This is a genomic window from Piscinibacter sp. PDB1-1, from assembly GCF_056675995.1.
The window spans coordinates 22130-48629 of record NZ_JBWVZJ010000002.1; the positions used below are offsets into that span (position 1 = coordinate 22130).

Here is a 26500-nt window from a genome sequence, read left to right on the forward strand (position 1 = left end):
CGAAAGGTGGTGGCGCCCGCGCCCTGCTACAGGGCCACCGGGCCCGCCACGGCGGCCTTGCCGGCGCCTCGCGCCGGCTGCTGGCGCAGCCGCTCGACCGCCTGTTCGCTCAGTTCGATCTGCGACTTCATGAGGCTGTCGTTGCGACCCATGACCTCGCCGGCCTGGGTGCGGAAGGCGAGAACGGCGTCGACCGCCTTGTCGAACTGATCGAAGGCCTCGCGGATCTTGTCGATGCCGAGTTGGGGGTTGCTCGCGATTCGCGCGGTGTCGTCATCCTGGCGCCCCGCAACCGCTGCGCCCTCTGGCAACCAGTTGCGCCATGACGAGCCGGCGCCCTGGAGCGTCTCCATGGCGTCGAACGAATGCCCGGTCGCCCGGGCCACCGTCTGAACGACACCCAGCGTGCCGATCACGGTGCTGGCGACGCGGCCGCACCCGTTCATCAATTCGCGCCCGGTTTTCTTGAGCCCTTCGAGCGAGCGATAGCCGTTCACGCATACCGCCTGCTGGGCAAGGATCTGCGACAGCTTTTGCCTGGCGGGGCCGAGCACGTGCTCGCGCACCGTATCGGCTCGCGCGGGATCGGCGAGTTGGATATCGCCCAACTGGGCACTCAGCCGCGCCAGCATCACGCTCGTGAAATGGGCCGCCGCCGCCAGTTGCTGCATCGCCTGCCACAGCCTGGCGCGTGCCCCCTCGATGGAGACCACTTCGCGCTGCATCGCCTCTCGCGCGGCATGCAAGCGCGCCAGCCCTTGGTTCAAACGGGACCCGGCCTGCTCGACCTGGCGAAAGTACGGCTTGAGACGCGTGCCCGACGAAATCACGCCGAGGATCTTGTGCGGCGCCAACAGATCGCCCGCATGGCGAGGGTTCAACTTGCCGAACTCGGTACACATCTCGGTGATCGCGACGAACGCGGGTTCGTCGGAATCTCCCACGAACCTGCGCTGCGGCATGCGCCCCTGGATCAGGCGCGCGGCATGCGAGATCTCGGCGCGGCCGAGGGCCGCCACGCTGTCCAGCAGCAGTTGGAACGGTTCGCCGCCCAGCTCTGCCGCAAGAAGTGCTTCGACAAAGCGCACGACCTGGTCCTCGACGGCCACCACCGCACCTACCTCGAGCGGCACGGCCGCGCCGGCAGCTTCCGTCGACACTGGAACCACCGCCTCGGGCAGCGCCAGCTGGAAGTTGGGCACCTGTGGCGTGGCCACGGTGGGCGTGTCGTCAAAGTTGGCCATCGGGCAAGGTCTCTGTTGGAGCTCATGTTAGGGGCTGAGGTGTGCCGAGCGTGCGTTGCCCCCAGCAATTGCCGGGGTGACGGTGACGAACCTCACGGACATGTGTGCCCACGCGCTGCGCACCGCGGCCATCGGAGGCCGCCGCCTACAATTCCCGACTCCCCGCCCTATGCCTCACGGCGCCCTTGTCGCGCGCCCGAAGTCCGCCATGACCGAACTCGCCAAATCGTTTGAACCCACCGCCATCGAAGCCAAATGGGGGCCCCTGTGGGAGCAAAGCGGTGTCTACTCGCCGACGCTCGATCCGGCCAAGCCGTCATTCAGCATCCAGCTGCCGCCACCCAACGTCACCGGCACGCTGCACATGGGGCATGCGTTCAACCAGACGATCATGGACGCCCTCACGCGCTACCACCGCATGCGCGGCCACAACACGCTGTGGGTGCCGGGCACCGACCACGCCGGCATTGCCACGCAGATCGTGGTGGAGCGGCAACTGCAGGACAAGGGCAAGAGCCGCCACGATCTCGGCCGCAAGAATTTCGTCGCCAAGGTGTGGGAGTGGAAGGAAGCCTCCGGCTCGACCATCACCCAGCAGATGCGTCGCATGGGCGACTCGGTGTCGTGGCAGCACGAGTACTTCACGATGGACGAGAAGCTGTCGAAGGTGGTCACCGACACCTTCGTCAAGCTGTATGAAGAAGGCCTGATCTACCGCGGCAAGCGGCTGGTGAGCTGGGATCCGATCCTGAAGTCCGCAGTGTCGGACCTCGAGGTCGAGAGCGAAGAAGAAGACGGCTCGCTGTGGCACATCCGCTACCCGATCGAAGGTTCGGATGAATCGCTGGTCGTCGCCACCACGCGCCCCGAGACCATGCTCGGCGACACCGCGGTGATGGTTCACCCGAAAGACGATCGCTACACGCACCTCATCGGCAAGCAGGTGAAGCTGCCCATCACCGGCCGCCTGGTGCCGGTAATCGCTGACGACTACGTGGATAAGGAGTTCGGCACCGGCGTCGTGAAGGTGACGCCCGCGCACGACACCAACGACTACCAGGTGGGCCTGCGGCACAAGCTGCCCATGCTCACCATCTTAACGCTCGACGCGAAGGTGAACGACGAAGCCCCCGAGGCGTATCGCGGGCTCGATCGGTTCGTGGCCCGAAAGAAGATCGTCGAACAACTCGAAGCCGAAGGCCTGCTGGTCGAGGTCAAGAAGCACAAGCTGATGGTGCCGCGCTGCGCACGCACCGGCCAGATCATCGAGCCCATGCTGACCGACCAGTGGTTCGTGGCGATGACCAAGGCAGGCGCCCCTAAGGATGGAAGGCCGGGCAAGAGCATCGCGCAGGAAGCCATCGAGGCCGTGGAAACGGGCGAGGTGAAGTTCGTGCCCGAGAACTGGGTCAACACCTACAACCAGTGGATGAAGAACATCCAGGATTGGTGCATCTCGCGCCAGCTCTGGTGGGGCCACCAGATCCCGGCCTGGTACGGCGAGAACGGCGAACTCTTCGTGGCGCGCAGCGAAGACGAGGCAAACGCCAAGGCAAAGGCCGCTGGCTACACCGGCACGCTGCGCCGCGACGAAGACGTGCTCGACACCTGGTACTCGTCGGCACTCGTCCCCTTCTCCACGCTGGGCTGGCCGGAGAGGACGCTCGAGCAGGATCTCTTCCTGCCGTCTTCAGTGCTCGTCACCGGCTACGACATCATCTTCTTCTGGGTCGCCCGGATGATCATGATGACCAAGCACTTCACGGGCAAGGTGCCGTTCAAGCACGTCTACATCCACGGCCTGGTGCTCGATGCCCACGGCAAGAAGATGAGCAAGAGCGAGGGCAACGTGCTCGACCCGGTCGACCTGATCGATGGCATCGCGCTGGCACCGCTGCTCGACAAGCGGACGATCGGCCTGCGCAAGCCCGAGACCGCCCCAAAGGTGCGCAAGGCCACCGAGAAGGAGTTCCCGGACGGCATCCCCGGCTACGGGGCCGACGCACTGCGCTTCACTTTCGCCACGCTGGCGACCCTCGGCCGCAGCATCAATTTCGACAGCAAGCGCTGCGAGGGCTACCGCAACTTTTGCAACAAGCTCTGGAACGCGACCAAGTTCGTCTTGATGAACACCGAGGGCCACGACTGCGGCCTGAAAGAACACACCAAGGCCGAATGCGCGCCGGGCGGTGCGGCCCACGGGTACATGAGCTTCAGCCAGGCCGACCGATGGATCGCCAGCGAATTGCAGCGTGTGGAAGCCGCGGTCGCACAGGGCTTTGCCGAGTTCCGCCTCGACAACGTGGCCAACGCGCTCTACCAGTTCGTGTGGGATGAGTACTGCGACTGGTACATCGAGATCGCCAAGGTGCAGATCCAGAACGGCAACGAAGCGCAGCAACGCGCCACACGGCGAACGCTGATCCGCACGCTGGAAGCCACGCTGCGCCTGCTGCACCCTCTTGCGCCGTTCATCACCGCTGAGCTGTGGGACAGCGTGGCCACGATCGCCGGCCGCAAGAACGCCGAGACCATCGCCAGCGCCACTTACCCCGAAGCGCAGATCGATCGAATCGATGCCGCGGCAGATGCCTGGATGACTCAGTTGAAAGGCCTGGTGAGCGCGTGCCGGGCGCTGCGCGGCGAGATGGGGCTGTCACCCAGCGACCGTGTGCCGCTCTACGCCACGGGCGACAAGGATTTCCTCGACCAGGCAGCCCCGTTGCTCAAGACGCTGGGCAAGTTGGCCGAGGTCAAGGTGTTCGACGACGAAGCCGCCTTCAACGACACCACCAGCCAGTCACCCGTGGTGGTGAGCGGCGGGTCGCGGCTCGCGCTTCATGTGGAGATCGACGTGGCGGCCGAATCGGAACGCCTGGGCAAGGAGATCAAGCGCCTGGAAGCCGAGCTTGCCAAGGCACAAGGCAAGCTGTCGAACGAATCGTTCGTGGCGCGTGCACCGCAGGCCGTAGTCGATCAGGAGAAGCAGCGCATCGCCGATTTCACGGCTGCATTGGCTCGGCTGAAAGATCAGTTGGCACGCCTGGGTCGGTCGACCTGAATTCGCGCGGCGCTGGCGGCGTGGCCGCCAGCAGTTCGTCGATGCGCCGCGCCACGGCCCAGGCGCTGCGCAAGCGCGACTCCCGCGTGGTGCTTGCCACGCGCGGCGTGATCTGCAGGTTGTCCACGCCATTCAGCGGGCGCCCTTCGTCCAGCGCACCGGGCTCGAGGCTGTCCAGCCAGACCGCGGCCAGACGGCCGGCGTTCAACACGTCGGCCAGCACGCGCTCGTCGAACACCCCGGAGTGGGCCACGCTCACGATCACCTGGTTCGGTTTGCAGTAGGGCAGGAATCGCTCGCCCAAAAGCCCGTGGTAGCGGCTGAAGTAATTGAGTTGCACGCACACGGCGTCGCTGGTCTCGATCGACTCACGCAGGCTCAGTGGTGTCACGCGCCAACGGTCCCACACGCCGTCGCTCGCATGCAGGGACGGGTCGTATCCCACCACGCGTGAGCCAAAGCCACTCAGCATCTGCACCATGGCCTTCGCAGCCGGTGGCATGCCGATCAGCCCGACCGTGCACGCACCGAGCTCGCGGCCTACGCGCATGCCGTCGGCCCCTTCGACGGGCACGCGGCGCAACAGCGAGAGCAGCGCGCCGATCATGAACTCGGCCTCGGCCTGCGCCGTGGCGGTGAGGCTGCGAACCACTTCGACACCGGCACGCGAGCACGCGTCAAGATCGATGTTCTCGGCACCACCACTCACACGGCCCACCGCGCGCAGCACCGGCGCGTAGTGCAAAGTTGCGGCATCGACTGCTACGTTGGATGGCAGCACAAGAGCACGGACGTTGTAGAGCTGCTGCCGGAACTCGCGCGCGTCGCGGCTCAGCTCGGGTGCATACCGAACGGCGTGGCGCGAGGCGAGCCAGTGCACGACCTCGTCATCAAGCGCTTCGATGATCAGTACGTCCATGCCCCACTCATCCCCGGTGTGCGCCTCGGGCATGCCGAATGCCACAATGAATTCGAGAGACTTCGAGAACCTTCCCTAATCCCCAACTTTGATTGTAAGCAGATGTTAGTCACCAAAGCGATCTTCCCCGTGGCGGGTCTTGGGACCCGTTTCTTGCCTGCCACCAAAGCTCAACCCAAAGAGATGCTGCCAGTGGTCGACAAACCGCTGATCCAGTACGCCGTCGAAGAAGCCTATGCAGCAGGCGTGCGCGAGATGATCTTCGTGACCGGCCGCCACAAGCGCCCGATCGAAGATCACTTTGACATGACCTTCGAACTTGAAGTAGCCCTCGAACAAGCGGGCAAGCAAGATCTGCTCGACGTGGTGCACTCGGTCAAGCCAAAGGACATGGAGTGCATCTACGTTCGCCAGCCGCAGGCACTCGGCCTCGGGCATGCGGTTCTGTGCGGGCAACGCTTGATCGGCAACCACCCGTTTGCCGTGCTGCTGGCCGACGACCTCATGGTCGGCGACAAGCCGGTGCTGCAGCAGATGACCGAGCAGTTCGACGAATGGCGCGTGTCCATCCTGGCCGTGCAGGAAGTTCCTGCCGAGCACACCCGCCGCTACGGCATCGTCGATGGCACACCCGTCAACGACGTGCTGATGGATCTGAGCCGCATCGTCGAGAAGCCCGCTCCTGAGAATGCGCCCTCACGCCTGGGCGTGGCCGGTCGCTACATTCTCACGCCGGGTGTGTTCCATGAAATCGCGAACCAGCCTCGCGGTGTGGGCGGCGAGATCCAGCTCACCGACGGCATCGCCGGCTTGCTACGCAGAGAGAAGGTGTTCGCTTACCGCTACGACGGCAAGCGCTACGACTGCGGCAGCAAGGAAGGCTTCTTGCAAGCCAATGTGGAACTCGCCCTGAAGCACCCGCAACTCGGCGACGGTTTCCGCGAGTACCTGCGTTCGCTGGATATCTGAGCAATGCGGGTCGAGCCCGCTCCCAAGCGCCGTTGAATGCATGGGCCAACGCAGGTCGGCCCATGCGTACTTACCGTCGTCTCAGGTAGTGAATGAACTCGTCGTTGGCAGACGACTGCTCGACGAGTTCATTGCCCGTCTGGCGAGCAAACGCCTGGAAATCGCGCGTCGAACCCGGGTCGGTGGCAACCACCTTGAGCACTTCGCCGCTGTGCATGTCGGCCAGCGCCTTCTTCGCCTTCAGGATGGGCAGCGGGCAGTTCAGCCCGCGGGTGTCGAGTTCCTTGTGGAAATCCATCTCAGTCCTCCGCGCTGGGCCGGCGCGCCGGGAGATCCATCCATTGCGGCGTGATCCCGCACGATTTCAGCCAATCAGCCATCGCCTGGCCGGTGCCAGCGGGCCAGCACTTCACCTCGGCGGGCGGGATGATCTTGTACTCGGCCAGCTCGGGTGACAGCACGATCTCGCCGCGCGCCACCGCGTGGTAGGCGATGATCACCTGGTTCATGCGCTGGAAGTCGTAGACGCCGATCAGCTTGAGCGCATCGACCTGCAGCGAGGTCTCTTCGGCCACCTCGCGCGCGATGCCGCCTTGCGGCGTTTCACCGGCCTCCATGAAACCCGTGATGAGGCCGAAGAAGCGGCCCGGCCATGCCGCATTGCGGGCCAGCAGCACATGACCATCACGGTCTGCCAGTTCGATGACAGCGGCGAGTACCGGTGTCGGGTTGTTCCAGTGCGTCCACTGGCACGCCGGGCAGCGCGTGCGCAGCTTGGGGCCCCCGTCTTCGTCGAGGGAAAGCTGCTGCAGCGGTGTGGCGCAGTTGGGGCAGTAGTTGTACGCGTGCTTCATGGGCTTCAGGCAGGAAAGACGCCGGTTGAGAGATAGCGATCGCCGCGATCGCAAACCACGAATACGATGGTCGCGTTCTCGACTGTCTTGGCGATCTGCAGCGCCACGCAACACGCACCCGCTGCGGAGATGCCGGCGAACAGGCCCTCTTCGCGGGCCAGCCTGCGGGCCATGTCCTCGGCCTCGTCCTGCCCCACATTGACGGTTTCGTCGATGTAGGTCGGGTCGTAGATCTTGGGCATGTAGGCCTCGGGCCATTTGCGAATGCCCGGAATGCGCGAGCCCTCAGCCGGCTGCGCGCCAATCACGCGAACGGCTGCGTTCTTCTCTTTCAGGTAGCGCGAGGTGCCGGTGATGGTGCCTGTGGTGCCCATGGCGCTCACGAAGTGAGTGACGCGCCCGGCGGTGTCTTCCCAGATCTCGGGGCCGGTGGATTCATAGTGCACACGCGGGTTGTCGCCATTGGCGAACTGATCCAGCACGCGGCCCTTGCCATCGCGCTGCATCTGCTCGGCGAGATCGCGGGCGTACTCCATGCCGCCGCTGCGCGGGGTAAGGACGAGTTCGGCACCGAACGCCTTCATGGTCTGGGCGCGTTCGATGGACAGGTCCTCCGGCATGATCAACACCATGCGGTAGCCCCGAACGGCCGCGGCCATCGCGAGCGCAATGCCAGTGTTGCCGGAGGTCGCTTCGATGAGGGTGTCGCCCGGCTTGATGTCGCCGCGCTCTTCGGCACGCCGGATCATGCTGATGGCCGGGCGGTCTTTCACGGAACCACCGGGGTTGTTGCCCTCGAGCTTGCCGAGGATGACGTTGCCGCGCATCTCGTTGTCGGCGCCGGGGATGCGCATCAGGCGAACGAGCGGCGTGCGCCCGATCGCGTCTTCGATCGTCTTGTATTGCACCATGGTCTCTCCTGGCCTGATTGTGGCAGGGCCGATGGACGGGTGCAGTGAAGGGGAAGAAGGGGTGGTGCCTCGGGTCGGAATCGAACCGACACTCCTTGCGGAACGGGATTTTGAGTCCCGCGCGTCTACCAATTTCGCCACCGAGGCCGGTGAAGCAGAGGGCGCGATTTTGCCACAGCGTTCGATGGGCTCTTGATCAAACCGGGTACGCTTGCGGCTTTGTTCCTTCAGCAGTTCGCCGCATGCCCCCGATTCCACCCATCACGCAGTTCCTGATGCTGGCCTGCACCGCCATCTTCTGCCTGCAGCAGGTTTTCATGCCCGTGCAGTATCTGTTTGCACTGTTCCCCGTCAACAGCGGGCTGTTCTGGCCCTGGCAGGTTCTGAGCTACGCCTTCCTTCACGGCAGCGTCCTGCATCTGTTCTTCAACATGCTGGGCCTGTGGATGTTCGGCGCCGAGCTCGAAATGCTCTGGGGCCGTAAACGCTATCTGAGCTTGCTGGCGATCGGCGCCATCTTCGGCGGCCTGACCTTCGTGGTGGCCACCTGGTCGGGCGGCAACACGAGCCTGGTGGGTGCGTCGGGGTCGATCTACGCGCTGCTGATCGCAACCGCGATGTATTTCCCCGATCGCACAGTGATGCCGCTCTTTCCACCCATCCCGATGAAGATGAAGGTCTTCGTCGTGGTCTTCGGCGCGCTGGCATTGCTGATGAGCTGGAATGGCGACCTCGGCTCGCTCGCCCACCTCGGCGGCATGCTCGGCGGGTGGCTGACGATCCGCTACTGGCGCGGGCTCGCGCCCTTCAGTCGCAGGCGCTGACGAGCCCCTCGCGCACCGTCGGGTAGCGCAGTTTCAATCGCAGCTCGGTCTTGAGGCGCCGGTTGTCGAGCCGGCGCGACTCACTCATGAACGTCAGCTGCACCGGCGACAGCACAGCAGCCGCTTGGTCACGCGCGACGCGCGGTGGCCGTGGCAGGCCACACAGGTCGGCGGCGAGATCGAAGTAGTCACCCATCTTCATCTCGGTGTCGTCGCTCGCGTGCAGCACGCGTTGCGGCAAGCCGCGGTGGAGCGCAGCTACACAGGCACGCGCAAGGTCGTCTGCGTGGATGTGATTGGTGTAGACGTCGTCCTCGGGCGCAAGTACGGGCGTGCCGCGCTGCAGCCGCTCACGCGGGTGACCACCTCGCCGATCCGTGGCGTAGATGCCAGGGATTCGCAAGACCGTGGCCCTCACTCCACAGGCCAGCCCGTAGTGCAGGACCAGGCGTTCGGCATCCACCCGGCGCCGCGCACGATCAGTGGCTGGGCATACCGCACGTGTTTCGTCGAAGCGAGCGCCTTGCGCGTCGCCATACACACCACTGGTGCTTGCGTAGACGATGCGTCGCACCTGACCCTTGCGCGCCAACGCCTGCAGCAAATGAGCAGTGCGCGTGTCGATTGCGCCCTGGCCCGGGGGCGGCGCCAGATGCAACACCGCCTCAGCCAACCCCGCCAGACGGCCCAGGGTGCCTGGCTCGTCCAGATTGCCCAGCACAGGCACAGCACCTGATGCGCGCAGTTCGGGCACTCGATCAGGCGAGGACGTGAGCGCAAGCACGCGCCAATGCGCACGCAGGAGCCGCAGCACGCGCAGCCCCACATCGCCACACCCGATGATCAAGACCGAAGGACGTTTGAAGCGCGAGGTGCGCTGAGAGTGCAAGGGCATGAGGCAAGCGGGCAAAATCGCCGACTGTGCAATTGAGAAGTGTGGCTTGAGGTTATCCCATGACGTTTACCGTGACCGTGCTGCCCAGCGGCGTCAGTTTCACAGTCGATCGCGATGAGCCGATCCTCACCGCAGCCATCCGCCAAGGCGTGGGCCTGCCGTACGGCTGCCGCGACGGCGCATGCGGCTCTTGCAAGTGCAAGTTGGTCGCAGGGCGGGTGATCCATGGCACGCACCAGGTCAAAGCCCTGAGCCCCGCCGAGGAGGAGGCCGGTTTCACCCTCACCTGCCGCGCAGCGCCGCAAACCGATGTGACGCTCGAGGCGCGAACGGTGGCGGGCGCAGGTGAGTTTGCCGTGCGCAAGATGCCTTGCCGAGTCACGACGATCACGATGCCCGCCCCCGACGTGGCCGTGCTGCAGATGCAGCTGCCCGCAAACGATGCGCTGCAGTACCGGGCCGGTCAGTACGTCGAATTCGTTCTTCGAGATGGGCATCGCCGCAGCTACAGCATGGCCAACGCGCCTGGCACGCGCACCGACAAGCCGGGCATCGAACTGCACATCCGCCACATGCCCGGCGGGCTGTTCACCGACCATGTGTTCAGCGCGATGAAGGAGAAGGAAATCCTGCGCCTCGAAGGCCCGTTCGGCAGCTTCTTCTTGCGAGAAGACAGCGACAAGCCGATCGTGCTGCTGGCCAGCGGCACCGGCTTCGCGCCGGTCAAGGCCATCGTCGAGCACATGCAGCTCAAGGGCATCACGCGGCCCGCAGTGCTGTACTGGGGCTGCCGCAGCAAGACCGATCTCTATATGCACGACTGGTGCATCGAGGCAGCGAAAGCAATGCCCAATCTTCGCTACGTGCCCGTGCTGTCCGAGCCGCAGCCGCAAGATGCGTGGACGGGCCGCACCGGCTTCGTCCACCAGGCGGTGATGGCAGATCTGCCCGATCTTTCGGCGCACCAGATCTACGCCTGCGGCGCGCCGATCATGGTGGAGTCGGCCCAGCACGACTTTGTCGCGCATTGCAACCTGCCGCTCGACGAGTTCTTTGCCGACAGCTTCACCTCCGAAGCCGACAAGCATGGGGCGTGAGGCGCCCCGCCCTTCTCGCCTCGCCTACTCGCCGAGGTAGGCCGCGCGCACCTTCGGGTCCGCCAGCAGGTCAGCCGCCGGGCCGGCCATGGTGACCTCACCCGACTCCATCACGTAGCCACGGGTGGCAAGTTGCAGCGCGCGGCTCGCGTTCTGCTCCACCAGCAAGATGGTCACGCCCTGCTTGGAAAAATCGGCGACGACCTCGAAGATCTTGTCGACCATGATCGGAGACAGCCCCATCGACGGCTCGTCCATCAGCAGCAGTTTCGGGCGCGCCATCAGCGCACGGCCCATGGCAAGCATCTGCTGTTCCCCGCCCGACATGGTGCCCGCCAGTTGGTTGCGCCGCTCCTTGAGCCGCGGGAAGATGCCGAACACCTTGTCGATGTCAGCCTGCACCTCGTTGTCCTTGCGCACGAAGGCTCCCATCAACAGGTTCTCGGTGATCGACATGCGAGTGAAAGTGCCACGGCCTTCCGGCACCATCACCAGGCCTTGTTTCACCAGGTCCCACGCGCCCTGCCCCTTGATCGATTTGCCCAGGTACTCGATCTCGCCCGCAGCCACCGGTTGCAGCCCGGTGATGGCCTTCAGCGTGGTCGTCTTGCCAGCGCCATTGGCACCGATGAGGCTCACGAGCTCTCCCTCGCGCACCTCGAACGACACGCCCTTGACAGCCTGGATGCCCCCATAGGCGACCTTCAGGCCGCTCACCTTGAGTAGTGTGCTTGTCGTCATGATGTTCGTTCAGTGCGCCTTGTGGCTGGCGCCGAGGTAGGCCTCGATCACCTTCTCGTTGCGTTGCACCTCGGCCGGCGTGCCTTCGGCGATCTGCTTGCCGTAATCGAGCACGGTCACGCGGTCGCACAGGCCCATCACGAGCTTCACGTCGTGCTCGATCAGCAGGATGGTTCGGCCGTCCTTGCGGATGGTGTCGATCAACTCACGCAACACCACCTTCTCGGTGGCATTCATGCCCGCCGCGGGTTCGTCGAGCGCGATCAGCTTGGGATCGGTGGCGAGTGCGCGGGCGATTTCAAGGCGGCGTTGGTCGCCGTAACTCAGCGTGCGCGCCTTGAACTCGGCGTACTTGCCAATGCCCACGTAGTCGAGCAGTTCCTGGGCTCGCTTAGCGATGGCGGCTTCCTCGGCCTTGAAGCTGCTGGTGCGGAACACCGCGCCCACCAGGCCCGAGGCGGTGCGAACATGGCGGCCGACCATCACGTTCTCGAGCGCCGTCATCTCGGCGAAGAGGCGGATGTTCTGGAACGTGCGCGCGATGCCCGCCTTGGCCACCTCGTGCACGGCACTGGGCTTGTAGGGCTTGCCACCGAGCTCGAAGCTGCCCGAGTCGGGCGTGTACAAGCCGGTGATCACGTTGAAGAAGGTGGTCTTGCCGGCGCCATTGGGGCCGATCAAGCCGTAGACCTGGCCTGCAGCAATGTCGATGCCGACATCCGAGAGTGCCTGCAAACCACCAAAGCGCTTGGAGACCCCGCTGACCTTGAGAACGCTGCTGCTTGTCATGGCGGCGCTCCTCAATTGCCTTGCGGCGTGGGCGCCGCCTTGCCGTGCTCGGGCGTCGGCCACAGCCCACGCGGCCGGGCCAGCATGATGGAAATCATCGCAAGCGCGATCAGCAACTGCCGCAGGATGGCCGCATCAAGCCGCCCGTCGGTCATTTGCTGCAGGGGGCCTGCGACATAGCGCAACACCTCAGGCAAGGCCGCGAGCAGCAAGGCGCCGAGCACCACGCCCGGGATGTGCCCGATACCACCGAGCACGACCATCGCCACGATCATCACCGACTCTTGCAGGCTGAACGACTCCGGCGAGACAAACCCCTGGAAGCTCGCGAACAGTACGCCCGAGACCCCGCCGAACGTGGCGCCCATGCCAAAAGCGAGCAGCTTCAGGTTGCGGGTGTTGATGCCCATCGCTTTCGCGGCGACCTCGTCTTCGCGGATGGCCATCCACGCCCGCCCGATGCGCGAGCGCTCGAGCCGGTAACAGATCAGCACGCTCACGATCACCAGCACCAAGAAGAAGTAGTAGTAGCTCGTCACGCTCGGCAACTCCATGCCGAACACCGAGTGGCTCTTGGCCAGGTCGTAGCCGAAGAACTTGACCGAGTCGATCTGGTTCAGGCCCTTCGGGCCGTTGGTGATGTTGACCGGAGCATCGAGATTGGTCAGAAATACGCGAATGATTTCGCCGAAGCCCAAGGTCACGATGGCGAGATAGTCACCCCGAAGCTTGAGCGTGGGAGCGCCGAGCATCACACCGAAGCCGGCAGCCACCAGCGCACCCAAAGGCAGGGCAACCCACCAGGGCACGTGCAACCCATTCGGGAACGCCGCGGCAAACGCCGGGAAGGTCTCGATCAGGTGGGGTGACGCCACCAGGCCCATCATGTAGGCACCCACCGCGTAGAACGCCACATAGCCCAGGTCGAGCAGGCCGGCGTAGCCCACCACGATGTTCAGCCCCAGCGCGAGCAACACGTACAGCAGTGCAATGTCGAGAATGCGCACCCACGCGTTTCCGAACTGCTGCGCGATCAGCGGCACCAGCAGCAGCAAGACGCCAGCGACGAGAAAGACGACGAGCTTGTTCTTTTTCAAGTCCATGTGCAGCTCCCGGGTCAGGCTCGGTCGGCCACGCGCTCGCCCAGCAGGCCCTGAGGCCGCAAGGTGAGCACGAGGATCAGCACGATGAAGGCGAAGATGTCCTGATAGTGGCTGCCCAGCACACCCCCTGTCAGGTCACCGATGTAGCCCGCCCCCATGGCCTCGATCAGGCCCAGCAACACACCGCCCACCATGGCGCCCGCCAGGTTGCCAATGCCGCCGAACACGGCTGCGGTAAATGCCTTGAGGCCGGGCAGGAAGCCCATGGAGTGCTGCACCGAGCCGTAGTTGGCCGCGTACATCACGCCGGCCAGGGCCGCGAGCGCCGCACCGATCACGAAGGTGGCCGAGATCACCATGTCGGGCCGCACGCCCATCAGGCCAGCCACGCGTGGGTTCTCGGCGGTGGCCCGCATCGCTCGGCCAAGCTTGGTGCGATTCACCAGGTACATCAGGCCAGCCAGGGTGACGGCCGTGGACACGAGGATGATGATCTGCACGGTGTTGATCACCGCGCCGCCGATGAAGAACGGCTCTGAGGGCAGCAGGATCGGGTACGGTTTGGGGTTGGGCTTCCAGATGATCATCGCGAGCGTCTGCAGCAGCAATGACATGCCCATGGCAGTGATCAGCGGAGCCAGGCGCGGCGCATTGCGCAGCGGCCGGTAGGCCACCTTCTCGATGCTGAAGTTGAGCACCGCGCAGACGATGATCGCGGCAGCCAGCGAGATCAGCAGCAGTAGCCAGCCGGGCCACCCGGTGCCGGACAAGGCGCTCACGACCGTCCAACTTGTGAGGGCCCCCACCATCAACACCTCGCCGTGGGCGAAGTTGATCAGATTGATGATGCCGTAGACCATCGTGTAGCCAAGCGCCACCAGCGCGTACACGCTGCCGAGCACCAGACCATTGATGATCTGCTGGATGAAAGTGTCCATCGAGGAATCTCCTGGAAATCTGAAGCGGCCGGTCTTTTGGACCCCGCCATGCTCTCTAGCAAAAAACCCGCCGTGGTGGTGCCGATGCGGGTTCTGCTCTGGGTTCTGGTTCGGGCTGAGGGATTCTAGGGGCCGGATTGCACCCTGCAGCGTGGGCGCTTCTCCCTAGAGCACTGGCCTGGCGCTGGTGTAGCTCTGGGGTGTTCGCACGCAGGCGGGTCCCACTCAGCCCCGCTTGCCCGGCGCGCCCGCACGGGCTTCGTCGTTCAGGCGGCGCAATTCATCGAGCCGTTCGCCGATGCGGATCTCCAAACCGCGTGGCACGGGCTCGTAGAAACGTGGAGCCTTCAGCCCATCGGGCCAGTAGTTCTCGCCGGCGGCGAAGCCACCCGGCTCATCGTGCGCGTAGCGGTAGTCGCGCCCGTAGTCCAGCTCCTTCATGAGCTTGGTCGGTGCGTTGCGCAAGTGCAGTGGCACCGGGCGGGTGCTGTCTTTGGCGACGAAGGCCCGAATCGCGTTGTAGGCCTTGTAGACCGCGTTCGATTTGGGCGCCATTGCGAGGAACACGACCGCCTGTGCCAAGGCGAGTTCGCCTTCGGGTGAGCCCAGCCGCTCGTACGTCTCCGCTGCGTCGAGCGCCATGCGCAAGGCCCGCGGGTCGGCTAGGCCGATGTCTTCACTGGCCATGCGCACGATGCGCCGCGTGGCGTAGCGTGGGTCGACGCCGCCGTCGAGCATCCGCACGAACCAGTACAACGCAGCATCAGGGTCGCTCCCGCGAACCGCCTTGTGCAAGGCCGAGATGGTGTCGTAGAACTGCTCGCCGCCCTTGTCATAGCGGCGCAACTGCTCGCCGAGCGAGCGCTCAAGCTGCGCCTCGTCGATTTCGGGCACATCCCCCGCCATACGCACCAGGTTGTCATAGGCGTTGAGCAGTCGACGGGCATCACCATCGGCGTAGCCGACCAGGCGGTCCCGCGCCGCATCGCTCAACGCGGGCGCAGACAGGAGTTCGCGCCCGCGCTTCAGCAACTCGGCCATGTCGCCGTCGGTGAGCGACTTCAGCACATGGACCGTGGCGCGAGAAAGCAGCGCAGAGTTGACTTCGAACGACGGGTTCTCGGTGGTGGCGCCGATGAAGGTGAAGAGACCCGACTCGACATGCGGCAGGAAAGCATCCTGCTGCGCCTTGTTGAAGCGGTGCACCTCGTCGACGAACACCACGGTGCGCTTGCCGCTGGACTGCGCGACTTGCGCGCGCTCAACGGCCTCGCGGATGTCCTTCACCCCTCCCAAGACCGCCGAGATCTGGATGAACTGGGCATCGAACCCGTCGGTCATCAGCCTCGCAAGTGTCGTCTTGCCGACGCCTGGGGGCCCCCAGAGGATCATCGAGTGCAGCCGCCCCGAATCGAACGCGACGCGCAACGGCTTACCCTGCCCGAGCAGGTGCTGCTGGCCGATCACATCGGCCAGCGTCTTCGGGCGCAGGCGCTCGGCCAGCGGCGCCTGGGGGTCGTCGTCTCCGAGGGGCAGCGGCAGAGATTCCATCGCGGGATTGTCGCAGCGGGGGCTTGCGACTCGCGCGGGGTCAACTACTGCTCGATCACATCCGCGCCCTTGGGCACGGTGAAGACAAAGGTCTCGGGCCCGATGGGCTCGTTGGCCGTGAACTGCTTGAACTGCAGCACCGACCGCTGCCCGAAGGCATCGGTGACTTCGATCGTGTCCAGCGTCTTGCCCTTGAAACCCACGCGCACGGATTTGAAGCTGCCGTCCTTCGCCTTGGGTGTTGCCTCCACCCAATCGAGGCCCTCCTTGGTGGGCTGGGCAGCGAGGTCGAAATCTTTCTCCAGCGAACCGCCGGCAAGCAGCGCTGCGGGCGTGGCGCCCAATGCCTGGCTGAACTTGCGCGAACTGGCCTGGTTCAAGTCGGCGTCGTAGATCCATACCTTCTGGCCATCCGCCACGATGGTCTGCTCGAAGGGCCTGAGGTAGGCGAAGCGAAAGCGGTTGGGGCGCGAGAACTCGAACTTTCCGCTCGACGTCTTCTTCTTGGCGCCATCGGGCGATGTCACCGTCTGCGTGAACTCGGCGCGGCCCGTCTTCACGTCACGCACGAACTCCTTCAAGGTGTCGACGGACGACTGGGCATTGGCGGACGCGGCAGCAACCGTCAGCAACATCGAGAAAAACAGCTTCTTCATTCGCTACGCGCCGGGACGATGATGTCGCGGTTGCCGTTGGTGGACATACCGCTTACGAGCCCGGATTTCTCCATTTGTTCCAGCAAACGGGCCGCACGGTTGTAGCCGATGCGCAAATGGCGCTGCACGAGCGAGATCGAGGCGCGGCGGTGCTGGAGCACGACCGCCACGGCCTGGTCGTACATCGGGTCGGATTCACCATTGCCGCCGCCGGGCATGTCGGAGGTGCTCACATCGCCCTCGCCGTCGAGCGTGCCGCCTTCGAGAATGCCTTCAATGTAGTTCGGCTCGCCCTGCTGCTTGAGGTAGTCGACGACGCGGTGCACTTCGTCGTCGCTCACGAAAGCGCCGTGTACGCGAACTGGCAAGCCCGTGCCGGAGGCCATGTAGAGCATGTCTCCCATGCCAAGCAGCGCTTCGGCACCCATCTGGTCGAGGATCGTGCGGCTGTCGATCTTGCTGCTGACCTGAAAGCTCAGTCGCGTGGGAATGTTGGCCTTGATGAGGCCGGTGATCACGTCCACGCTAGGGCGCTGTGTGGCAAGAATCAGGTGAATGCCGGCGGCGCGCGCCTTTTGAGCAAGGCGGGCGATCAGTTCTTCGATCTTCTTGCCGACCACCATCATCAGGTCGGCCAATTCGTCGATGACCACCACGATGAAGGGCAGGCGCTCGAGCGGCTCGGGCTGCTCCGGCGTGAGGCTGAAGGGGTTGGGAATGCTCTCGCCCCGCTCGACGGCTTCGGCGATCTTCTTGTTGTAGCCGGCCAGATTGCGCACGCCCAGCTTGCTCATCAGCTTGTAGCGGCGTTCCATCTCGCCCACACACCAGTTGAGCGCGTTGCCCGCCTGCTTCATGTCGGTCACGACCGGCGCGAGCAGGTGCGGGATGCCTTCGTACACGCTCATCTCCAGCATCTTCGGGTCGATGAGGATGAGGCGCACATCGCGCGCCTCGGCCTTGTAGAGCAGCGACAGAATCATCGCGTTGATGCCCACCGACTTGCCCGATCCGGTGGTACCGGCGACCAGGCAGTGCGGCATCTTGGCGAGATCGGCGACAACGGGCGCGCCGATGATGTCTTTGCCCAGGCCCATGGTGAGCTGCGAGGCCGCGTCGTTGTAGACCTGCGACCCGAGAATCTCGGAAAGGCGAATCGTCTGCCGCTTGGCGTTGGGCAACTCCAGCGCCATGTAGTTCTTGCCTGGGATCACCTCGACAACACGGATGCTCACCAAGCTGAGCGAACGGGCCAGATCCTTGGCCAGGTTGACGATCTGCGCGCCCTTCACACCTGTGGCCGGCTCGATCTCGTAGCGGGTGATCACCGGCCCTGGCGAGGCAGCGACCACGCGCACTTCGACACCGAAGTCCTTCAGCTTCTTCTCGATCAGCCGAGACGTCATCTCCAGCGTCTCGGGCGCGACGGTTTCCTGGCGGCCCTGGGCGGCATCGAGCAAGTCGACCTGCGGCAACTTGGTGTCGGTCAGCTCGGTGAAGAGTGGCTTCTGACGCTCCTTCACAACTCGCTCGGATTTCGGCACCTCGATGATTGGTGCCTCGATCACGATGGGCACATGTTCTTCATGCAACTGGTGCTCGACCTCGACCACGTGGTCACGCTCGCGCGCGGCACGCTCGCCGATGCGCTGATCTTCCGCGCGCTCGATGCGCTCGACACGCCGCTCGCGCAGCGAATCCACCCATCGGCCAATACCTTCTGCGGTGCGCATCCAGGAGAACCGGAACGCGAGCGCCAGGCCCGCCACAAGCACCGCGATCCACAGCACGCCCGACCCGGCGAAACCCAAGAGACGTTGGCTCACGGGCCCCAGCAGGTAGCCCAACACACCGCCCGCATGGCCACCGGCCACACCACCTTCGAACTGATAAAGGCGCGTCCACTCCAGCGCACAGCTGGCGCTCAAAACGCACGCCACACCAACCCAGAACATCCAGAGTGGCGCATTTGCGCCTTGTGGCTGAGGCGCATCGGCCCCGCGCAGCGCGCGCGCCAGTGAGCCCAGCCAAGCACGCAGCGCCATGGCCATGCCCCACCAAGCTGAATAGCCAAAGAGGAGGAAGACAAGATCGGAAAAATAGGCGCCCAGCGCGCCAATCTTGTTGATCGACTGCGTCGCCGAGCCGGAGGTGGTGAACGCTGCATCGGCCGGGCTGTGGGTGATCAACGCGATCAGCGCCAGCAACCACACCACGCCGCCCACCAGAACACCGAACCGCGCGCGCAGCCCCATAGGCGCTAACGGCGGAAGATGGTTCACCCCTGTCACCCCACCCCGAGAGTGAGAGCCAGAAGCCGATGCCGAAGTACCGGCATCGGATCGCAGCGATCCAAGCGGAAAAGTCATGCGGCCATTGTGGCCGAAGCCATCAGGCGCCAGGCAATGGGCAGCAGGGTGGGCTGTATCAGCCTGTCAATCGTTCCTTGATGATGACCGAGCCGTTTTCCTGCGTCTCGACCATGCCTCGGTCTTCGAGGTCCTTCATCACGCGGCTGACCATTTCGCGCGAGGCGCCCACGATCTTGGCCATGTCCTGGCGAGAAACCTTGTTGCGGATGATCTTCACCTCGCCGTCGTCCTCTGCCATGTCGAGCAGCGAACGTGCCACGCGGCCATAGACGTCCAGCAGCGCAAGCGATTCGATCTGGCGGTCAGCGCTGCGCAGGCGCTGCACCAGACCACGCATGATGGCGTACGAGAGGCTGGAGTTCTCGGGCAGGCAGCGCGCGAACTCAGCGCGGCCCAGGATCAGCATGTCGGTCTGCACCTCAGCGCGAACCGTGGCCGAGTGCGGTTCGTTGTCGATCAGACTCATCTCGCCGACGTAGTGGCCGGGGTGCAGGACGGCGAGGATGACTTCCCTCCCACGTGAATCCGACGTCAATACCCGCGCGCGGCCGGTCAACAAAATGAAGAGCGCGTTCGACTTCTTGCCGTGTTCAACCACAATCTCGCCGCGGCGGAAGCGCCTCTTTACCACGCTGTCGGCGATCGCTGAAGCCTGCTCGTTGGTGAGCAGGGAGAACAGCGGCACGCGCCGGATCAAGTCCAAGTTGGACAACATGGCCATCGGAGAACCTCCTTTGTTGGTCGATTGTGCAGATGCGGATTCAAACGTGGAAAACTAACGATCCCGATAATTATCGATATTGTCACCATTACACGAATTGATGCCAGTCGGCGTCAACCCCATGTCAGACTGGCGCGAGCTACTCGCATTCGTCCACATTTTTTCTGCTCAGTTTCTCCATGACGCAATCTACGCAACACGCCCAAGTACTGATTCTGGGTTCGGGCCCCGCTGGCTATACCGCAGCTATTTATGCCGCACGCGCCAATCTCAAGCCGATGCTCGTCACTGGGATTGCCCAGGGTGGTCAGTTGATGACGACGACCGAAGTGGATAACTGGCCCGCCGACGTCATGGGCGTGCAAGGCCCTGAGTTGATGCAGCGCTTTTTGCAGCATGCCGAGCGCTTCAACACGCAGATCGTCTTCGACCACATCAACCAGGTCGACTTCAGCAAGCGCCCGTTCACGCTCAAGGGCGACTCGGGCACCTACACCTGCGACGCGCTGGTCATTGCGACGGGCGCATCCGCCAAGTACCTCGGGCTGCCCTCCGAAGAAGCCTTCATGGGGCGCGGCGTCAGCGGTTGCGCGACCTGCGACGGATTCTTTTACCGCGACCAGGATGTGTGCGTGGTCGGCGGCGGCAACACCGCCGTCGAAGAGGCCCTCTACCTGTCGAACATCGCACGCAAGGTTCATCTCATTCATCGCCGCGACAAGTTCCGCGCCGAGGCCATCTTGATCGACAAACTCATGGAGCGCGTCAAGGCCGGAAAGATGGAACTCCACCTGTGGCAGACGCTTGATGAAGTGCTGGGCGATGCCTCTGGCGTCACCGGGGTCCGCTTGAAGAGCACTCAGGACGCCACGACGAGCGAACTCACGGTGAAGGGTTGCTTTATCGCCATCGGCCACCAGCCGAACACCGATATCTTCAAAGGGCAGTTGGAGATGAAGGACGGCTACATCGTCACCCGAAGTGGCCTCGGCGGGATGGCGACCATGACCAGCGTGCCTGGTGTGTTTGCGGCCGGTGACGTTCAAGACCATGTGTATCGGCAAGCCATCACCAGCGCGGGCACGGGGTGCATGGCCGCACTCGACGCGCAGCGTTTCCTGGAGCTCTGAGCTCAGGCATAGCCATCGGCTCAAAAGCGGGCTATAATCGTCGTCTTTGCCGAAAGCGGGCCGCAAGCGCTGTGTGCGTCTCGAGCCTCAGTGCCCCGTTCGGCCCTATGTCTGAAACGAGATCACACGGAGAAGCGTCATGGCACGCGTCTGTCAAGTCACGGGCAAGCGCCCGATGGTGGGCAACAATGTTTCCCACGCCAACAACAAGACCAAGCGCCGTTTCCTCCCGAACCTGCAATACCGCCGGTTCTGGCTGGAAACTGAAAACCGCTGGGTCCGTCTGCGCATCAGCAACGCCGCGCTGCGCCTGATCGACAAGGTGGGTATCGAGCAAGTCGTCGCTGACTTGCGCGCCCGCGGCGAAATCTGATTTAGGAGCCGATCATGGCAAAAGGTGGACGCGAAAAGATCAAGCTGGAATCGTCAGCCGGCACCGGTCACTTCTACACGACCGACAAGAACAAGAAGACCACGCCCGAAAAGATCGAGATCATGAAGTTCGATCCCAAGGCTCGCAAGCACGTGATGTACAAGGAAACCAAGCTGAAGTGATTCGGCTGAGGCCCTGAGGGCATCAACAAGAAACCCGCTCGGATTGCATCCCAGCGGGTTTTTTGTTGCCTGCGAGATTCTCTACCCGCACACACTGCAACGCGGTCAACACGCTCACAGAGTCCAGTCGCACAAATGAAAAGGGCCCGCTACTGCGGGCCCTGAGATCGATCCGGCTCTTGTTTAGCTATGCCCTTATCAGGCGTGCTGCGCCGCGCGAAGCTTCAGCGCGAACTCCTGCAACGCGGCGATCCCGCTCTCTTCGGCCTTCTTGCACCAAGCCTGGAGGTCGGCAACCAGTTGCTCGGCGGATACGTTCGTGCGGGTCCACAGCAAGCGCAGCTCCTCGCGCATGGCCACCAACTTCACGAGCGCGGGGCTGAGGTCACGGGCGCTATCGACCTGGGCGCGCAGATGACTCGGGATCTTGTCTGCGTCGCGATGCAACCAACGGCGCGCCAGGCGCATGTCGGCCAGCTTCTTTGTGCCGTGCGCACCCTCCGCCTTCAGGCGTTCAACTTCGCCGCGGCAGGTTTCACGAAGACCACGAGCGTACTTGGCCATGACCTCGTAGCGATTCGCGATCAAGGCCTCCAGCGTCTTGGAGTCGGCAACCGCCTTCACATCACCCAGCTTGAGCGTCGGGGCCGTCTTGCGCACCTTGGCAAGGCCGAGCATTTCCAGACCGCGGATGTAGACCCAGCCAATATCGAACTCGTACTTCTTCACCGACAGCTTGGCGGAGGTGGGGTAGGTGTGATGGTTGTTGTGCAACTCCTCACCACCGATCAGGATGCCCCAGGGCGAGATGTTGGTGCTGGCGTCTTGCGCCTCGAAATTGCGATAGCCCCACCAGTGACCCAGGCCGTTGATGATGCCGGCGGCGGTGATCGGGATCCAAAGCATCTGGACGGCCCAGACCGTCAGGCCGATGGCGCCAAACAGCATGAGGTCGATGATCAGCAGGATGCCGACACCTTGCCAGCTGAAGCGGCTGTACACGTTGCGCTCCATCCAGTCGTCCGGCGTACCGTGACCGAACTTGGCGAGCGTTTCCTGGTTCTTGGCTTCGGAGCGATAAAGCTCGCTGCCGGTGAGCAAGACCGTCTTGATGCCGTGGGCGACCGGGCTGTGGGGATCATCGGCCGTCTCGCATTTGGCGTGGTGCTTGCGGTGGATGGCGACCCATTCCTTGGTCACCATGCCGGTGCTCAGCCAGAGCCACAGGCGGAAGAAGTGCGACGGTGCCGCGTGCAGATCGAGCGCTCGGTGAGCTTGCGAGCGATGCAGAAAGATCGTGACAGAAGCGATCGTGATGTGGGTCGTTGCGAGCGCGAACAGCAATACCTGCCACCACGTCGCGTCGAGCAGGCCATTGGCCAACCAGTTGACCAAGCCATTCCACAGGGACATCAATTCGTTCATCAAATAGCCTCTAAGCCGCAGAAGAAACGGCGTTGTTCATTGTAGGTGACGGCTCACCGTCAATCCCCCAAAAACCGTGGTGTTCGGGACCACTGATCTCGCAAGCTTGTGCCGTATGTCGGCAAAACAATCCTCAGACCCGCTCCCAGGCAGCGGCGAAAAACGCGTCCGTGCCGTGCCGGTGTGGCCACAGCCGCAGGAAATCGCCCCGAACCAACTCGCCCGATTGGGCCACGTGCGCCTTCTCAAGGAGTGGAGCCACCGGCAAAGGCTTGAAGTCACGGCCGTGCGCCTCGGTGAAGGCGGCGGCAATGTCTTCGTTCTCGGCATCCAGCAGGCTGCAGGTGGCATAAATGAGGCGACCGCCCGGCTTGAGCAAGCGAGCCGCACTGGCCAGGATTGCTGACTGTTTGGCGCGCAATTCCTCGATCGATTCGGGCGATTGACGCCATTTCAGATCAGGATTGCGGCGCAAAGTTCCCAGACCGGAGCAAGGGGCATCGACCAACACCCGGTCGATCTTGCCGGCCAGGCGCTTGATCCGCTCGTCGCGCTCGTGGGCGATCTGGACCGGATAGACGTTCGACAGGCCACTTCGGGCCAGGCGAGGTTTCAGCGCCGCCAGACGGTGGCCGGAGGTGTCGAAGGCATAGAGGCGGCCCGTATTCCGCATTGCAGCACCAAGCGCGAGGGTCTTGCCGCCAGCGCCAGCGCAGAAGTCGACCACCATCTCGCCACGCTTCGCATCGGTGAGCAGCGCCAGCAGCTGGCTGCCTTCGTCCTGAACTTCGACCTCACCCCTGGTGAAGGTATCGACCCGGTTGAGCGCCGGCTTGCCCTGCACGCGCAGGCCCCAGGGAGAGTACGGGGTGGGTGCCGCCTCGATGCGGGCGTCTGCCAGCGCTTTCTGAACATCGTCGCGCTTGGCCTTGAAGGTGTTCACGCGCAGATCGAGCGCCGCGCCTTCGTTGAGGCTGTTCACCAGCGGCCAGAACTCGTCGCCCAAGGCTGGCTTGAGCGTCTCGGCCAACCACTCCGGAAGGTTGTGGCGCAGTTTCTCGGGCAGCGCGTTGCGGTCGATGCCCTGCACCTGAGCAAGCCACTGCTGCTCGGGCTCGGACAGCGCAGCACGCAAAAACCCCTCATTGCCTTGCCAGCCCAACAGGGCGAGTCGGCGCTCCATCTCACCCTTGCCCGATTGCGCCAGATGCTGGAAGAGCGCCCGCTGGCGCAGCACGGTGTAGGTGGTTTCGGCGAGTGTGTGGCGCTCGCGCTGGCCGAGCGCACGGTTGGCACGGAAGAAATCGGACACGACGCGGTCGGCCGGGGAGTCGAACTGCAGAACCTTGTGCAGCAGATCGGTTGCGAGTTCGAGCAAGGCGTTGGGATGCATCGGGCGATTATCCTTTCCCGATGAGCGAAGACACCCTGCCCCCTCTGCCTGAAACCCCTCTCGGCCGCTACCGGCACTACAAGGGCGGTGAATACGAAGTCATTGGCGTGGCCCGCCACAGCGAGACACACGAGCCCTTGGTGGTGTACCGGCCGCTCTACAACCAAACGGGATGGTGGGTGCGCCCCCACGCGATGTTCTTCGAGTCGATCGACCTGGGTGCCGGGCCGCGGCCACGCTTCCAGCGCATCGACGCCGCCTGAGGCCTCAAATCAACTGCGGCTCTCCACTGCTGTGGGTGACGATGCCGTCGTTCACCCGCAGCAGGCCTTGAACCAGCCAGCGCACCGCGCGCGGGTAGATCAGGTGCTCTCGCGCGAGCACGCGCGCCGACAGCGTGGCCTCGGTGTCGCCCGGCAGCACAGGGACCACGGCCTGCGCAATGATGGGCCCGTGATCGAGTTCGGCCGTCACGAGGTGGACGGTTGCACCCGCCAGCTTGCAGCCGGCTTCGATCGCCCGCCGATGCGTATGCAGGCCGGGGAAGGACGGGAGCAGCGATGGATGCACGTTCACCATGCGCCCCTCGAACTGCTTCACGAACCCCGGCGTGAGGATGCGCATGAAGCCGGCCAGCACGACCAGGTCGGGCGAATGGCGCTTCAGCACACGCGCCAGCTCGGCATCGAACTCATCGCGCCCGGCGAATCCCTTGTGATCCACCACGTCGGTCGCAATACCGCGCTCGCGTGCGAACTTCAATCCGGCGGCATCGTGGCGGCTGCTGACGACGGCCGCCACGCGCGCGGGCCAGCCCTCGGTGGCGCAGGCCTGCACGATCGCCTCCATGTTCGACCCGCGGCCCGAGATGAGGATGACTATGTTTTTCATCGGGCGGCAAGTGTATGTCGGTGCCCCCGCCGCTTCGCTGCGCCGAAGGCCCGGCAGGCGCCAGTTGCTTGGGCCTTGCTTGATAATCCGCATCCCCTGCGAGAGACACCATGACCGACCGCGCAATCCAACGTGTTCTGACCGGCATCACCACCACCGGCACGCCGCACCTCGGCAACTACGTGGGCGCGATCCGCCCGGCCATCAAGGCGAGCCAGGAGGCCGGCGTTGAAAGCTTCTTCTTTCTCGCCGACTACCATGCGCTGATCAAGTGCGATGACCCGGCGCGCATCGAACGCTCGCGCCTGGAGATCGCCGCCACCTGGCTCGCCGCGGGGCTCGACACCGAGCGCGTCACCTTCTACCGGCAAAGCGACATCCCCGAGACACCCGAACTGACCTGGATCCTCACCTGCGTGACGGCCAAGGGCCAGATGAACCGCGCGCATGCCTACAAGGCCGCCACCGATGCCAATGAAGCGGCAGGCGAAGACATCGACGCCAACATCAGCATGGGCCTATACAGCTACCCCATCCTGATGGCGGCCGACATCGTGCTCTTCAATGCCCACCGCGTACCGGTCGGGCGCGACCAGGTGCAGCACATCGAGATGGCGCGCGATGTGGCGCAGCGCTTCAACCACCTCTTCGGCCAGGGGCGCGACATCTTCGTGCTGCCGCGCGCCGAGGTCGAGGAAGACGTCGCCATGCTGCCCGGGCTCGACGGACGCAAGATGTCCAAGAGCTACGACAACACCATCCCGTTGTTCGAAGGTGGCGCCAAGGGCTTGAAGGACGCTATCGCGCGGATCGTCACCGACTCGCGCGTGCCCGGCGAACCCAAAGACCCGGACAGCTCATCGCTCGTCACCATCTACGACGCCTTCGCCACGCCAGAACAAAAGGCCGCCATGCGCGCCGACCTGCGCGCCGGCCTGGGCTGGGGCGACGCCAAGCAACGCACGGTCGATCTGATCGAATCGCACGTCGGCCCGATGCGCGCGCGCTACGAAGAACTGATGGCTCACCCCGAGCGCGTCGAAGAGGCCCTGATGGCTGGGGCCGCCAAGGCGCGCGCCGTGGCCGCGCCGCTGATGAACGAAGTCCGCATGGCGGTGGGCCTGCGCAAGATGGTCGCGGCCGCACGGCCAGCAACGGCTGACACCTCGGCCACCAAGACCGCCCTGCCCGTCTTCAAGCAATACCGCGAGGCCGACGGCCGCTTCTACTTCAAGCTCACCGCCGCCAATGGCGACGTGCTGCTGCAAAGCGAAGGGCTGGCCGACGGCCGCGAAGCCGGCAGCTGGGTGAAGCGCCTCAAGACCGAAGGCAGCCAGGCCCTGGCCGGTGCGCCGGTGGCATTCAGCGACCGAGGCGCGCTCGAAGCGGCCCTGGCCGACCTGCAGGCCGCGGCACTCGCCGACGCCAAGGCCTGATGAGGGCGGCAAGCTGAGCACCGAG

General features: G+C 64.2%; 26 protein-coding genes and 1 tRNA gene. 9 read left to right on the top strand and 18 right to left on the bottom strand.

Annotated features, from left to right (window positions below; translation table 11 throughout):
• Nucleotides 1–26: 26 nt before the first annotated feature.
• Nucleotides 27–1244, bottom strand: a complete 1218-nt coding sequence (locus tag AC1KAR_RS11870) for a toxic anion resistance protein (protein WP_480317885.1) — start codon at nucleotides 1242–1244, stop codon at nucleotides 27–29.
• A 208-nt stretch (nucleotides 1245–1452) separates the two neighbouring features.
• Between AC1KAR_RS11870 and AC1KAR_RS11875 the strand changes: the two genes are divergently transcribed.
• The gene (locus AC1KAR_RS11875) at nucleotides 1453–4305 is read left to right on the top strand and encodes a valine--tRNA ligase (protein WP_480317887.1); all 2853 of its coding nucleotides are present in this window, start codon (nucleotides 1453–1455) and stop codon (nucleotides 4303–4305) included.
• Here AC1KAR_RS11875 and AC1KAR_RS11880 read toward each other — a convergent pair.
• Complete coding sequence (locus tag AC1KAR_RS11880; protein ID WP_480317889.1) at nucleotides 4247–5224, bottom strand: NAD(P)-dependent oxidoreductase; 978 nt, start codon at nucleotides 5222–5224, stop codon at nucleotides 4247–4249. The two genes, AC1KAR_RS11875 and AC1KAR_RS11880, sit on opposite strands and share 59 nt — an antisense overlap.
• Nucleotides 5225–5326: 102 nt before the next feature.
• Here AC1KAR_RS11880 and galU point away from each other — a divergent pair, with 102 nt between their 5' ends.
• Nucleotides 5327–6193 (top strand): UTP--glucose-1-phosphate uridylyltransferase GalU, encoded by an 867-nt coding sequence (gene galU, locus AC1KAR_RS11885; protein ID WP_480319407.1) that lies wholly within the window; start codon nucleotides 5327–5329, stop codon nucleotides 6191–6193.
• 70 nt (nucleotides 6194–6263) lie between these two features.
• On the opposite strand, the gene AC1KAR_RS11890 is transcribed toward galU, so the two are convergent.
• From AC1KAR_RS11890 to AC1KAR_RS11905, 4 genes are all read right to left on the bottom strand, one after another.
• Nucleotides 6264–6491: a sulfurtransferase TusA family protein gene (locus tag AC1KAR_RS11890; RefSeq protein WP_480317891.1), complete on the bottom strand. Its 228-nt coding sequence runs from the start codon at nucleotides 6489–6491 to the stop codon at nucleotides 6264–6266.
• A 1-nt stretch (nucleotide 6492) separates the two neighbouring features.
• Entirely contained in the window at nucleotides 6493–7047 is a 555-nt protein-coding gene (locus tag AC1KAR_RS11895; protein ID WP_480317893.1) for an NUDIX domain-containing protein, read from the bottom strand.
• Between the two features lie 5 nt (nucleotides 7048–7052).
• A complete protein-coding gene (cysM, locus tag AC1KAR_RS11900) occupies nucleotides 7053–7958 on the bottom strand; it encodes a cysteine synthase CysM (protein WP_480317895.1) in 906 nt (301 codons plus the stop codon).
• A gap of 62 nt (nucleotides 7959–8020) precedes the next feature.
• Nucleotides 8021–8105 (bottom strand) — tRNA-Leu (locus tag AC1KAR_RS11905).
• A 95-nt stretch (nucleotides 8106–8200) separates the two neighbouring features.
• Between AC1KAR_RS11905 and AC1KAR_RS11910 the strand changes: the two genes are divergently transcribed.
• The gene (locus AC1KAR_RS11910) at nucleotides 8201–8782 is read left to right on the top strand and encodes a rhomboid family intramembrane serine protease (RefSeq protein ID WP_480317897.1); all 582 of its coding nucleotides are present in this window, start codon (nucleotides 8201–8203) and stop codon (nucleotides 8780–8782) included.
• On the opposite strand, the gene AC1KAR_RS11915 is transcribed toward AC1KAR_RS11910, so the two are convergent.
• Nucleotides 8766–9677, bottom strand: a complete 912-nt coding sequence (locus tag AC1KAR_RS11915) for an SDR family oxidoreductase (RefSeq protein WP_480317899.1) — start codon at nucleotides 9675–9677, stop codon at nucleotides 8766–8768. The two genes, AC1KAR_RS11910 and AC1KAR_RS11915, sit on opposite strands and share 17 nt — an antisense overlap.
• 59 nt (nucleotides 9678–9736) lie before the next feature.
• On the opposite strand from AC1KAR_RS11915, the gene AC1KAR_RS11920 reads away from it, so the two are divergent.
• The gene (locus AC1KAR_RS11920; RefSeq protein ID WP_480317901.1) at nucleotides 9737–10774 is read left to right on the top strand and encodes a CDP-6-deoxy-delta-3,4-glucoseen reductase; all 1038 of its coding nucleotides are present in this window, start codon (nucleotides 9737–9739) and stop codon (nucleotides 10772–10774) included.
• Between the two features lie 24 nt (nucleotides 10775–10798).
• Here AC1KAR_RS11920 and AC1KAR_RS11925 read toward each other — a convergent pair whose 3' ends face one another.
• The 8 genes from AC1KAR_RS11925 to AC1KAR_RS11960 form a co-directional block, all read right to left on the bottom strand.
• A complete protein-coding gene (locus AC1KAR_RS11925) occupies nucleotides 10799–11515 on the bottom strand; it encodes an ABC transporter ATP-binding protein (protein WP_480317903.1) in 717 nt (238 codons plus the stop codon).
• Nucleotides 11516–11524: 9 nt separating this feature from the next.
• Entirely contained in the window at nucleotides 11525–12304 is a 780-nt protein-coding gene (locus AC1KAR_RS11930) for an ABC transporter ATP-binding protein (protein ID WP_480317905.1), read from the bottom strand.
• 11 nt (nucleotides 12305–12315) lie between these two features.
• A complete protein-coding gene (locus tag AC1KAR_RS11935) occupies nucleotides 12316–13407 on the bottom strand; it encodes a branched-chain amino acid ABC transporter permease (protein ID WP_480317906.1) in 1092 nt (363 codons plus the stop codon).
• A 14-nt stretch (nucleotides 13408–13421) separates the two neighbouring features.
• Nucleotides 13422–14345 (bottom strand): branched-chain amino acid ABC transporter permease, encoded by a 924-nt coding sequence (locus AC1KAR_RS11940; protein ID WP_480317908.1) that lies wholly within the window; start codon nucleotides 14343–14345, stop codon nucleotides 13422–13424.
• A 225-nt stretch (nucleotides 14346–14570) separates the two neighbouring features.
• Nucleotides 14571–15896, bottom strand: coding sequence for a replication-associated recombination protein A (locus AC1KAR_RS11945; protein ID WP_480317910.1), 1326 nt, complete (start codon nucleotides 15894–15896; stop codon nucleotides 14571–14573).
• A 44-nt stretch (nucleotides 15897–15940) separates the two neighbouring features.
• Nucleotides 15941–16552, bottom strand: a complete 612-nt coding sequence (gene lolA / locus AC1KAR_RS11950) for an outer membrane lipoprotein periplasmic chaperone LolA (protein WP_480317912.1) — start codon at nucleotides 16550–16552, stop codon at nucleotides 15941–15943.
• Nucleotides 16549–18921: a DNA translocase FtsK gene (locus AC1KAR_RS11955; protein WP_480317914.1), complete on the bottom strand. Its 2373-nt coding sequence runs from the start codon at nucleotides 18919–18921 to the stop codon at nucleotides 16549–16551. Before AC1KAR_RS11955 ends, lolA begins: the two co-directional genes overlap by 4 nt.
• A gap of 58 nt (nucleotides 18922–18979) precedes the next feature.
• A complete protein-coding gene (locus tag AC1KAR_RS11960; RefSeq protein ID WP_480317916.1) occupies nucleotides 18980–19645 on the bottom strand; it encodes a Crp/Fnr family transcriptional regulator in 666 nt (221 codons plus the stop codon).
• Between the two features lie 179 nt (nucleotides 19646–19824).
• Here AC1KAR_RS11960 and trxB point away from each other — a divergent pair, with 179 nt between their 5' ends.
• The 3 genes from trxB (at nucleotide 19825) to rpmG (ending at nucleotide 21330) form a co-directional block, all read left to right on the top strand.
• Nucleotides 19825–20775: a thioredoxin-disulfide reductase gene (trxB, locus tag AC1KAR_RS11965; protein WP_480317918.1), complete on the top strand. Its 951-nt coding sequence runs from the start codon at nucleotides 19825–19827 to the stop codon at nucleotides 20773–20775.
• Between the two features lie 139 nt (nucleotides 20776–20914).
• The gene (rpmB, locus tag AC1KAR_RS11970) at nucleotides 20915–21148 is read left to right on the top strand and encodes a 50S ribosomal protein L28 (protein WP_480317920.1); all 234 of its coding nucleotides are present in this window, start codon (nucleotides 20915–20917) and stop codon (nucleotides 21146–21148) included.
• A 14-nt stretch (nucleotides 21149–21162) separates the two neighbouring features.
• Complete coding sequence (gene rpmG / locus AC1KAR_RS11975; RefSeq protein WP_047498832.1) at nucleotides 21163–21330, top strand: 50S ribosomal protein L33; 168 nt, start codon at nucleotides 21163–21165, stop codon at nucleotides 21328–21330.
• A gap of 198 nt (nucleotides 21331–21528) precedes the next feature.
• Here the strand turns inward: rpmG and AC1KAR_RS11980 are convergent, their stop codons facing one another.
• Nucleotides 21529–22755: a DesA family fatty acid desaturase gene (locus tag AC1KAR_RS11980; RefSeq protein ID WP_480317923.1), complete on the bottom strand. Its 1227-nt coding sequence runs from the start codon at nucleotides 22753–22755 to the stop codon at nucleotides 21529–21531.
• A gap of 133 nt (nucleotides 22756–22888) precedes the next feature.
• Nucleotides 22889–24148 carry an RsmB/NOP family class I SAM-dependent RNA methyltransferase gene (locus AC1KAR_RS11985; protein ID WP_480317924.1) on the bottom strand — a complete coding sequence of 420 codons (1260 nt, stop codon included), beginning with the start codon at nucleotides 24146–24148 and terminating at the stop codon, nucleotides 22889–22891.
• A gap of 20 nt (nucleotides 24149–24168) precedes the next feature.
• On the opposite strand from AC1KAR_RS11985, the gene AC1KAR_RS11990 reads away from it, so the two are divergent.
• Entirely contained in the window at nucleotides 24169–24411 is a 243-nt protein-coding gene (locus tag AC1KAR_RS11990; RefSeq protein ID WP_480317926.1) for a DUF1653 domain-containing protein, read from the top strand.
• A gap of 4 nt (nucleotides 24412–24415) precedes the next feature.
• On the opposite strand, the gene purN is transcribed toward AC1KAR_RS11990, so the two are convergent.
• Nucleotides 24416–25039: a phosphoribosylglycinamide formyltransferase gene (gene purN / locus AC1KAR_RS11995; RefSeq protein ID WP_480317928.1), complete on the bottom strand. Its 624-nt coding sequence runs from the start codon at nucleotides 25037–25039 to the stop codon at nucleotides 24416–24418.
• 110 nt (nucleotides 25040–25149) lie between these two features.
• On the opposite strand from purN, the gene AC1KAR_RS12000 reads away from it, so the two are divergent.
• A complete protein-coding gene (locus AC1KAR_RS12000; RefSeq protein WP_480317930.1) occupies nucleotides 25150–26475 on the top strand; it encodes a tryptophan--tRNA ligase in 1326 nt (441 codons plus the stop codon).
• The last annotated feature ends 25 nt before the right edge of the window (nucleotides 26476–26500 follow it).

Bases quoted from the DNA above. Each gene is read 5' to 3' on its own strand.
- AC1KAR_RS11930 (WP_480317905.1), bottom strand. From the start codon at position 12,304: ATGACAAGCAGCAGCGTTCTCAAGGTCAGCGGGGTCTCCAAGCGCTTT.
- AC1KAR_RS11945 (WP_480317910.1), bottom strand. From the start codon at position 15,896: ATGGAATCTCTGCCGCTGCCCCTCGGAGACGACGACCCCCAGGCGCCG.
- AC1KAR_RS11940 (WP_480317908.1), bottom strand. From the start codon at position 14,345: ATGGACACTTTCATCCAGCAGATCATCAATGGTCTGGTGCTCGGCAGC.
- AC1KAR_RS11895 (WP_480317893.1), bottom strand. From the start codon at position 7,047: ATGAAGCACGCGTACAACTACTGCCCCAACTGCGCCACACCGCTGCAG.
- AC1KAR_RS11870 (WP_480317885.1), bottom strand. From the start codon at position 1,244: ATGGCCAACTTTGACGACACGCCCACCGTGGCCACGCCACAGGTGCCC.
- AC1KAR_RS11935 (WP_480317906.1), bottom strand. From the start codon at position 13,407: ATGGACTTGAAAAAGAACAAGCTCGTCGTCTTTCTCGTCGCTGGCGTC.
- lolA (WP_480317912.1), bottom strand. From the start codon at position 16,552: ATGAAGAAGCTGTTTTTCTCGATGTTGCTGACGGTTGCTGCCGCGTCC.
- galU (WP_480319407.1), top strand. From the start codon at position 5,327: ATGTTAGTCACCAAAGCGATCTTCCCCGTGGCGGGTCTTGGGACCCGT.
- AC1KAR_RS11985 (WP_480317924.1), bottom strand. From the start codon at position 24,148: ATGCATCCCAACGCCTTGCTCGAACTCGCAACCGATCTGCTGCACAAG.
- AC1KAR_RS11955 (WP_480317914.1), bottom strand. From the start codon at position 18,921: ATGACTTTTCCGCTTGGATCGCTGCGATCCGATGCCGGTACTTCGGCA.
- AC1KAR_RS11960 (WP_480317916.1), bottom strand. From the start codon at position 19,645: ATGGCCATGTTGTCCAACTTGGACTTGATCCGGCGCGTGCCGCTGTTC.
- AC1KAR_RS11910 (WP_480317897.1), top strand. From the start codon at position 8,201: ATGCCCCCGATTCCACCCATCACGCAGTTCCTGATGCTGGCCTGCACC.
- cysM (WP_480317895.1), bottom strand. From the start codon at position 7,958: ATGGTGCAATACAAGACGATCGAAGACGCGATCGGGCGCACGCCGCTC.
- purN (WP_480317928.1), bottom strand. From the start codon at position 25,039: ATGAAAAACATAGTCATCCTCATCTCGGGCCGCGGGTCGAACATGGAG.
- trxB (WP_480317918.1), top strand. From the start codon at position 19,825: ATGACGCAATCTACGCAACACGCCCAAGTACTGATTCTGGGTTCGGGC.
- AC1KAR_RS11880 (WP_480317889.1), bottom strand. From the start codon at position 5,224: ATGGACGTACTGATCATCGAAGCGCTTGATGACGAGGTCGTGCACTGG.
- rpmB (WP_480317920.1), top strand. From the start codon at position 20,915: ATGGCACGCGTCTGTCAAGTCACGGGCAAGCGCCCGATGGTGGGCAAC.
- AC1KAR_RS11990 (WP_480317926.1), top strand. From the start codon at position 24,169: ATGAGCGAAGACACCCTGCCCCCTCTGCCTGAAACCCCTCTCGGCCGC.
- AC1KAR_RS11915 (WP_480317899.1), bottom strand. From the start codon at position 9,677: ATGCCCTTGCACTCTCAGCGCACCTCGCGCTTCAAACGTCCTTCGGTC.
- rpmG (WP_047498832.1), top strand. From the start codon at position 21,163: ATGGCAAAAGGTGGACGCGAAAAGATCAAGCTGGAATCGTCAGCCGGC.
- AC1KAR_RS11925 (WP_480317903.1), bottom strand. From the start codon at position 11,515: ATGACGACAAGCACACTACTCAAGGTGAGCGGCCTGAAGGTCGCCTAT.
- AC1KAR_RS12000 (WP_480317930.1), top strand. From the start codon at position 25,150: ATGACCGACCGCGCAATCCAACGTGTTCTGACCGGCATCACCACCACC.
- AC1KAR_RS11980 (WP_480317923.1), bottom strand. From the start codon at position 22,755: ATGAACGAATTGATGTCCCTGTGGAATGGCTTGGTCAACTGGTTGGCC.
- AC1KAR_RS11890 (WP_480317891.1), bottom strand. From the start codon at position 6,491: ATGGATTTCCACAAGGAACTCGACACCCGCGGGCTGAACTGCCCGCTG.
- AC1KAR_RS11875 (WP_480317887.1), top strand. From the start codon at position 1,453: ATGACCGAACTCGCCAAATCGTTTGAACCCACCGCCATCGAAGCCAAA.
- AC1KAR_RS11920 (WP_480317901.1), top strand. From the start codon at position 9,737: ATGACGTTTACCGTGACCGTGCTGCCCAGCGGCGTCAGTTTCACAGTC.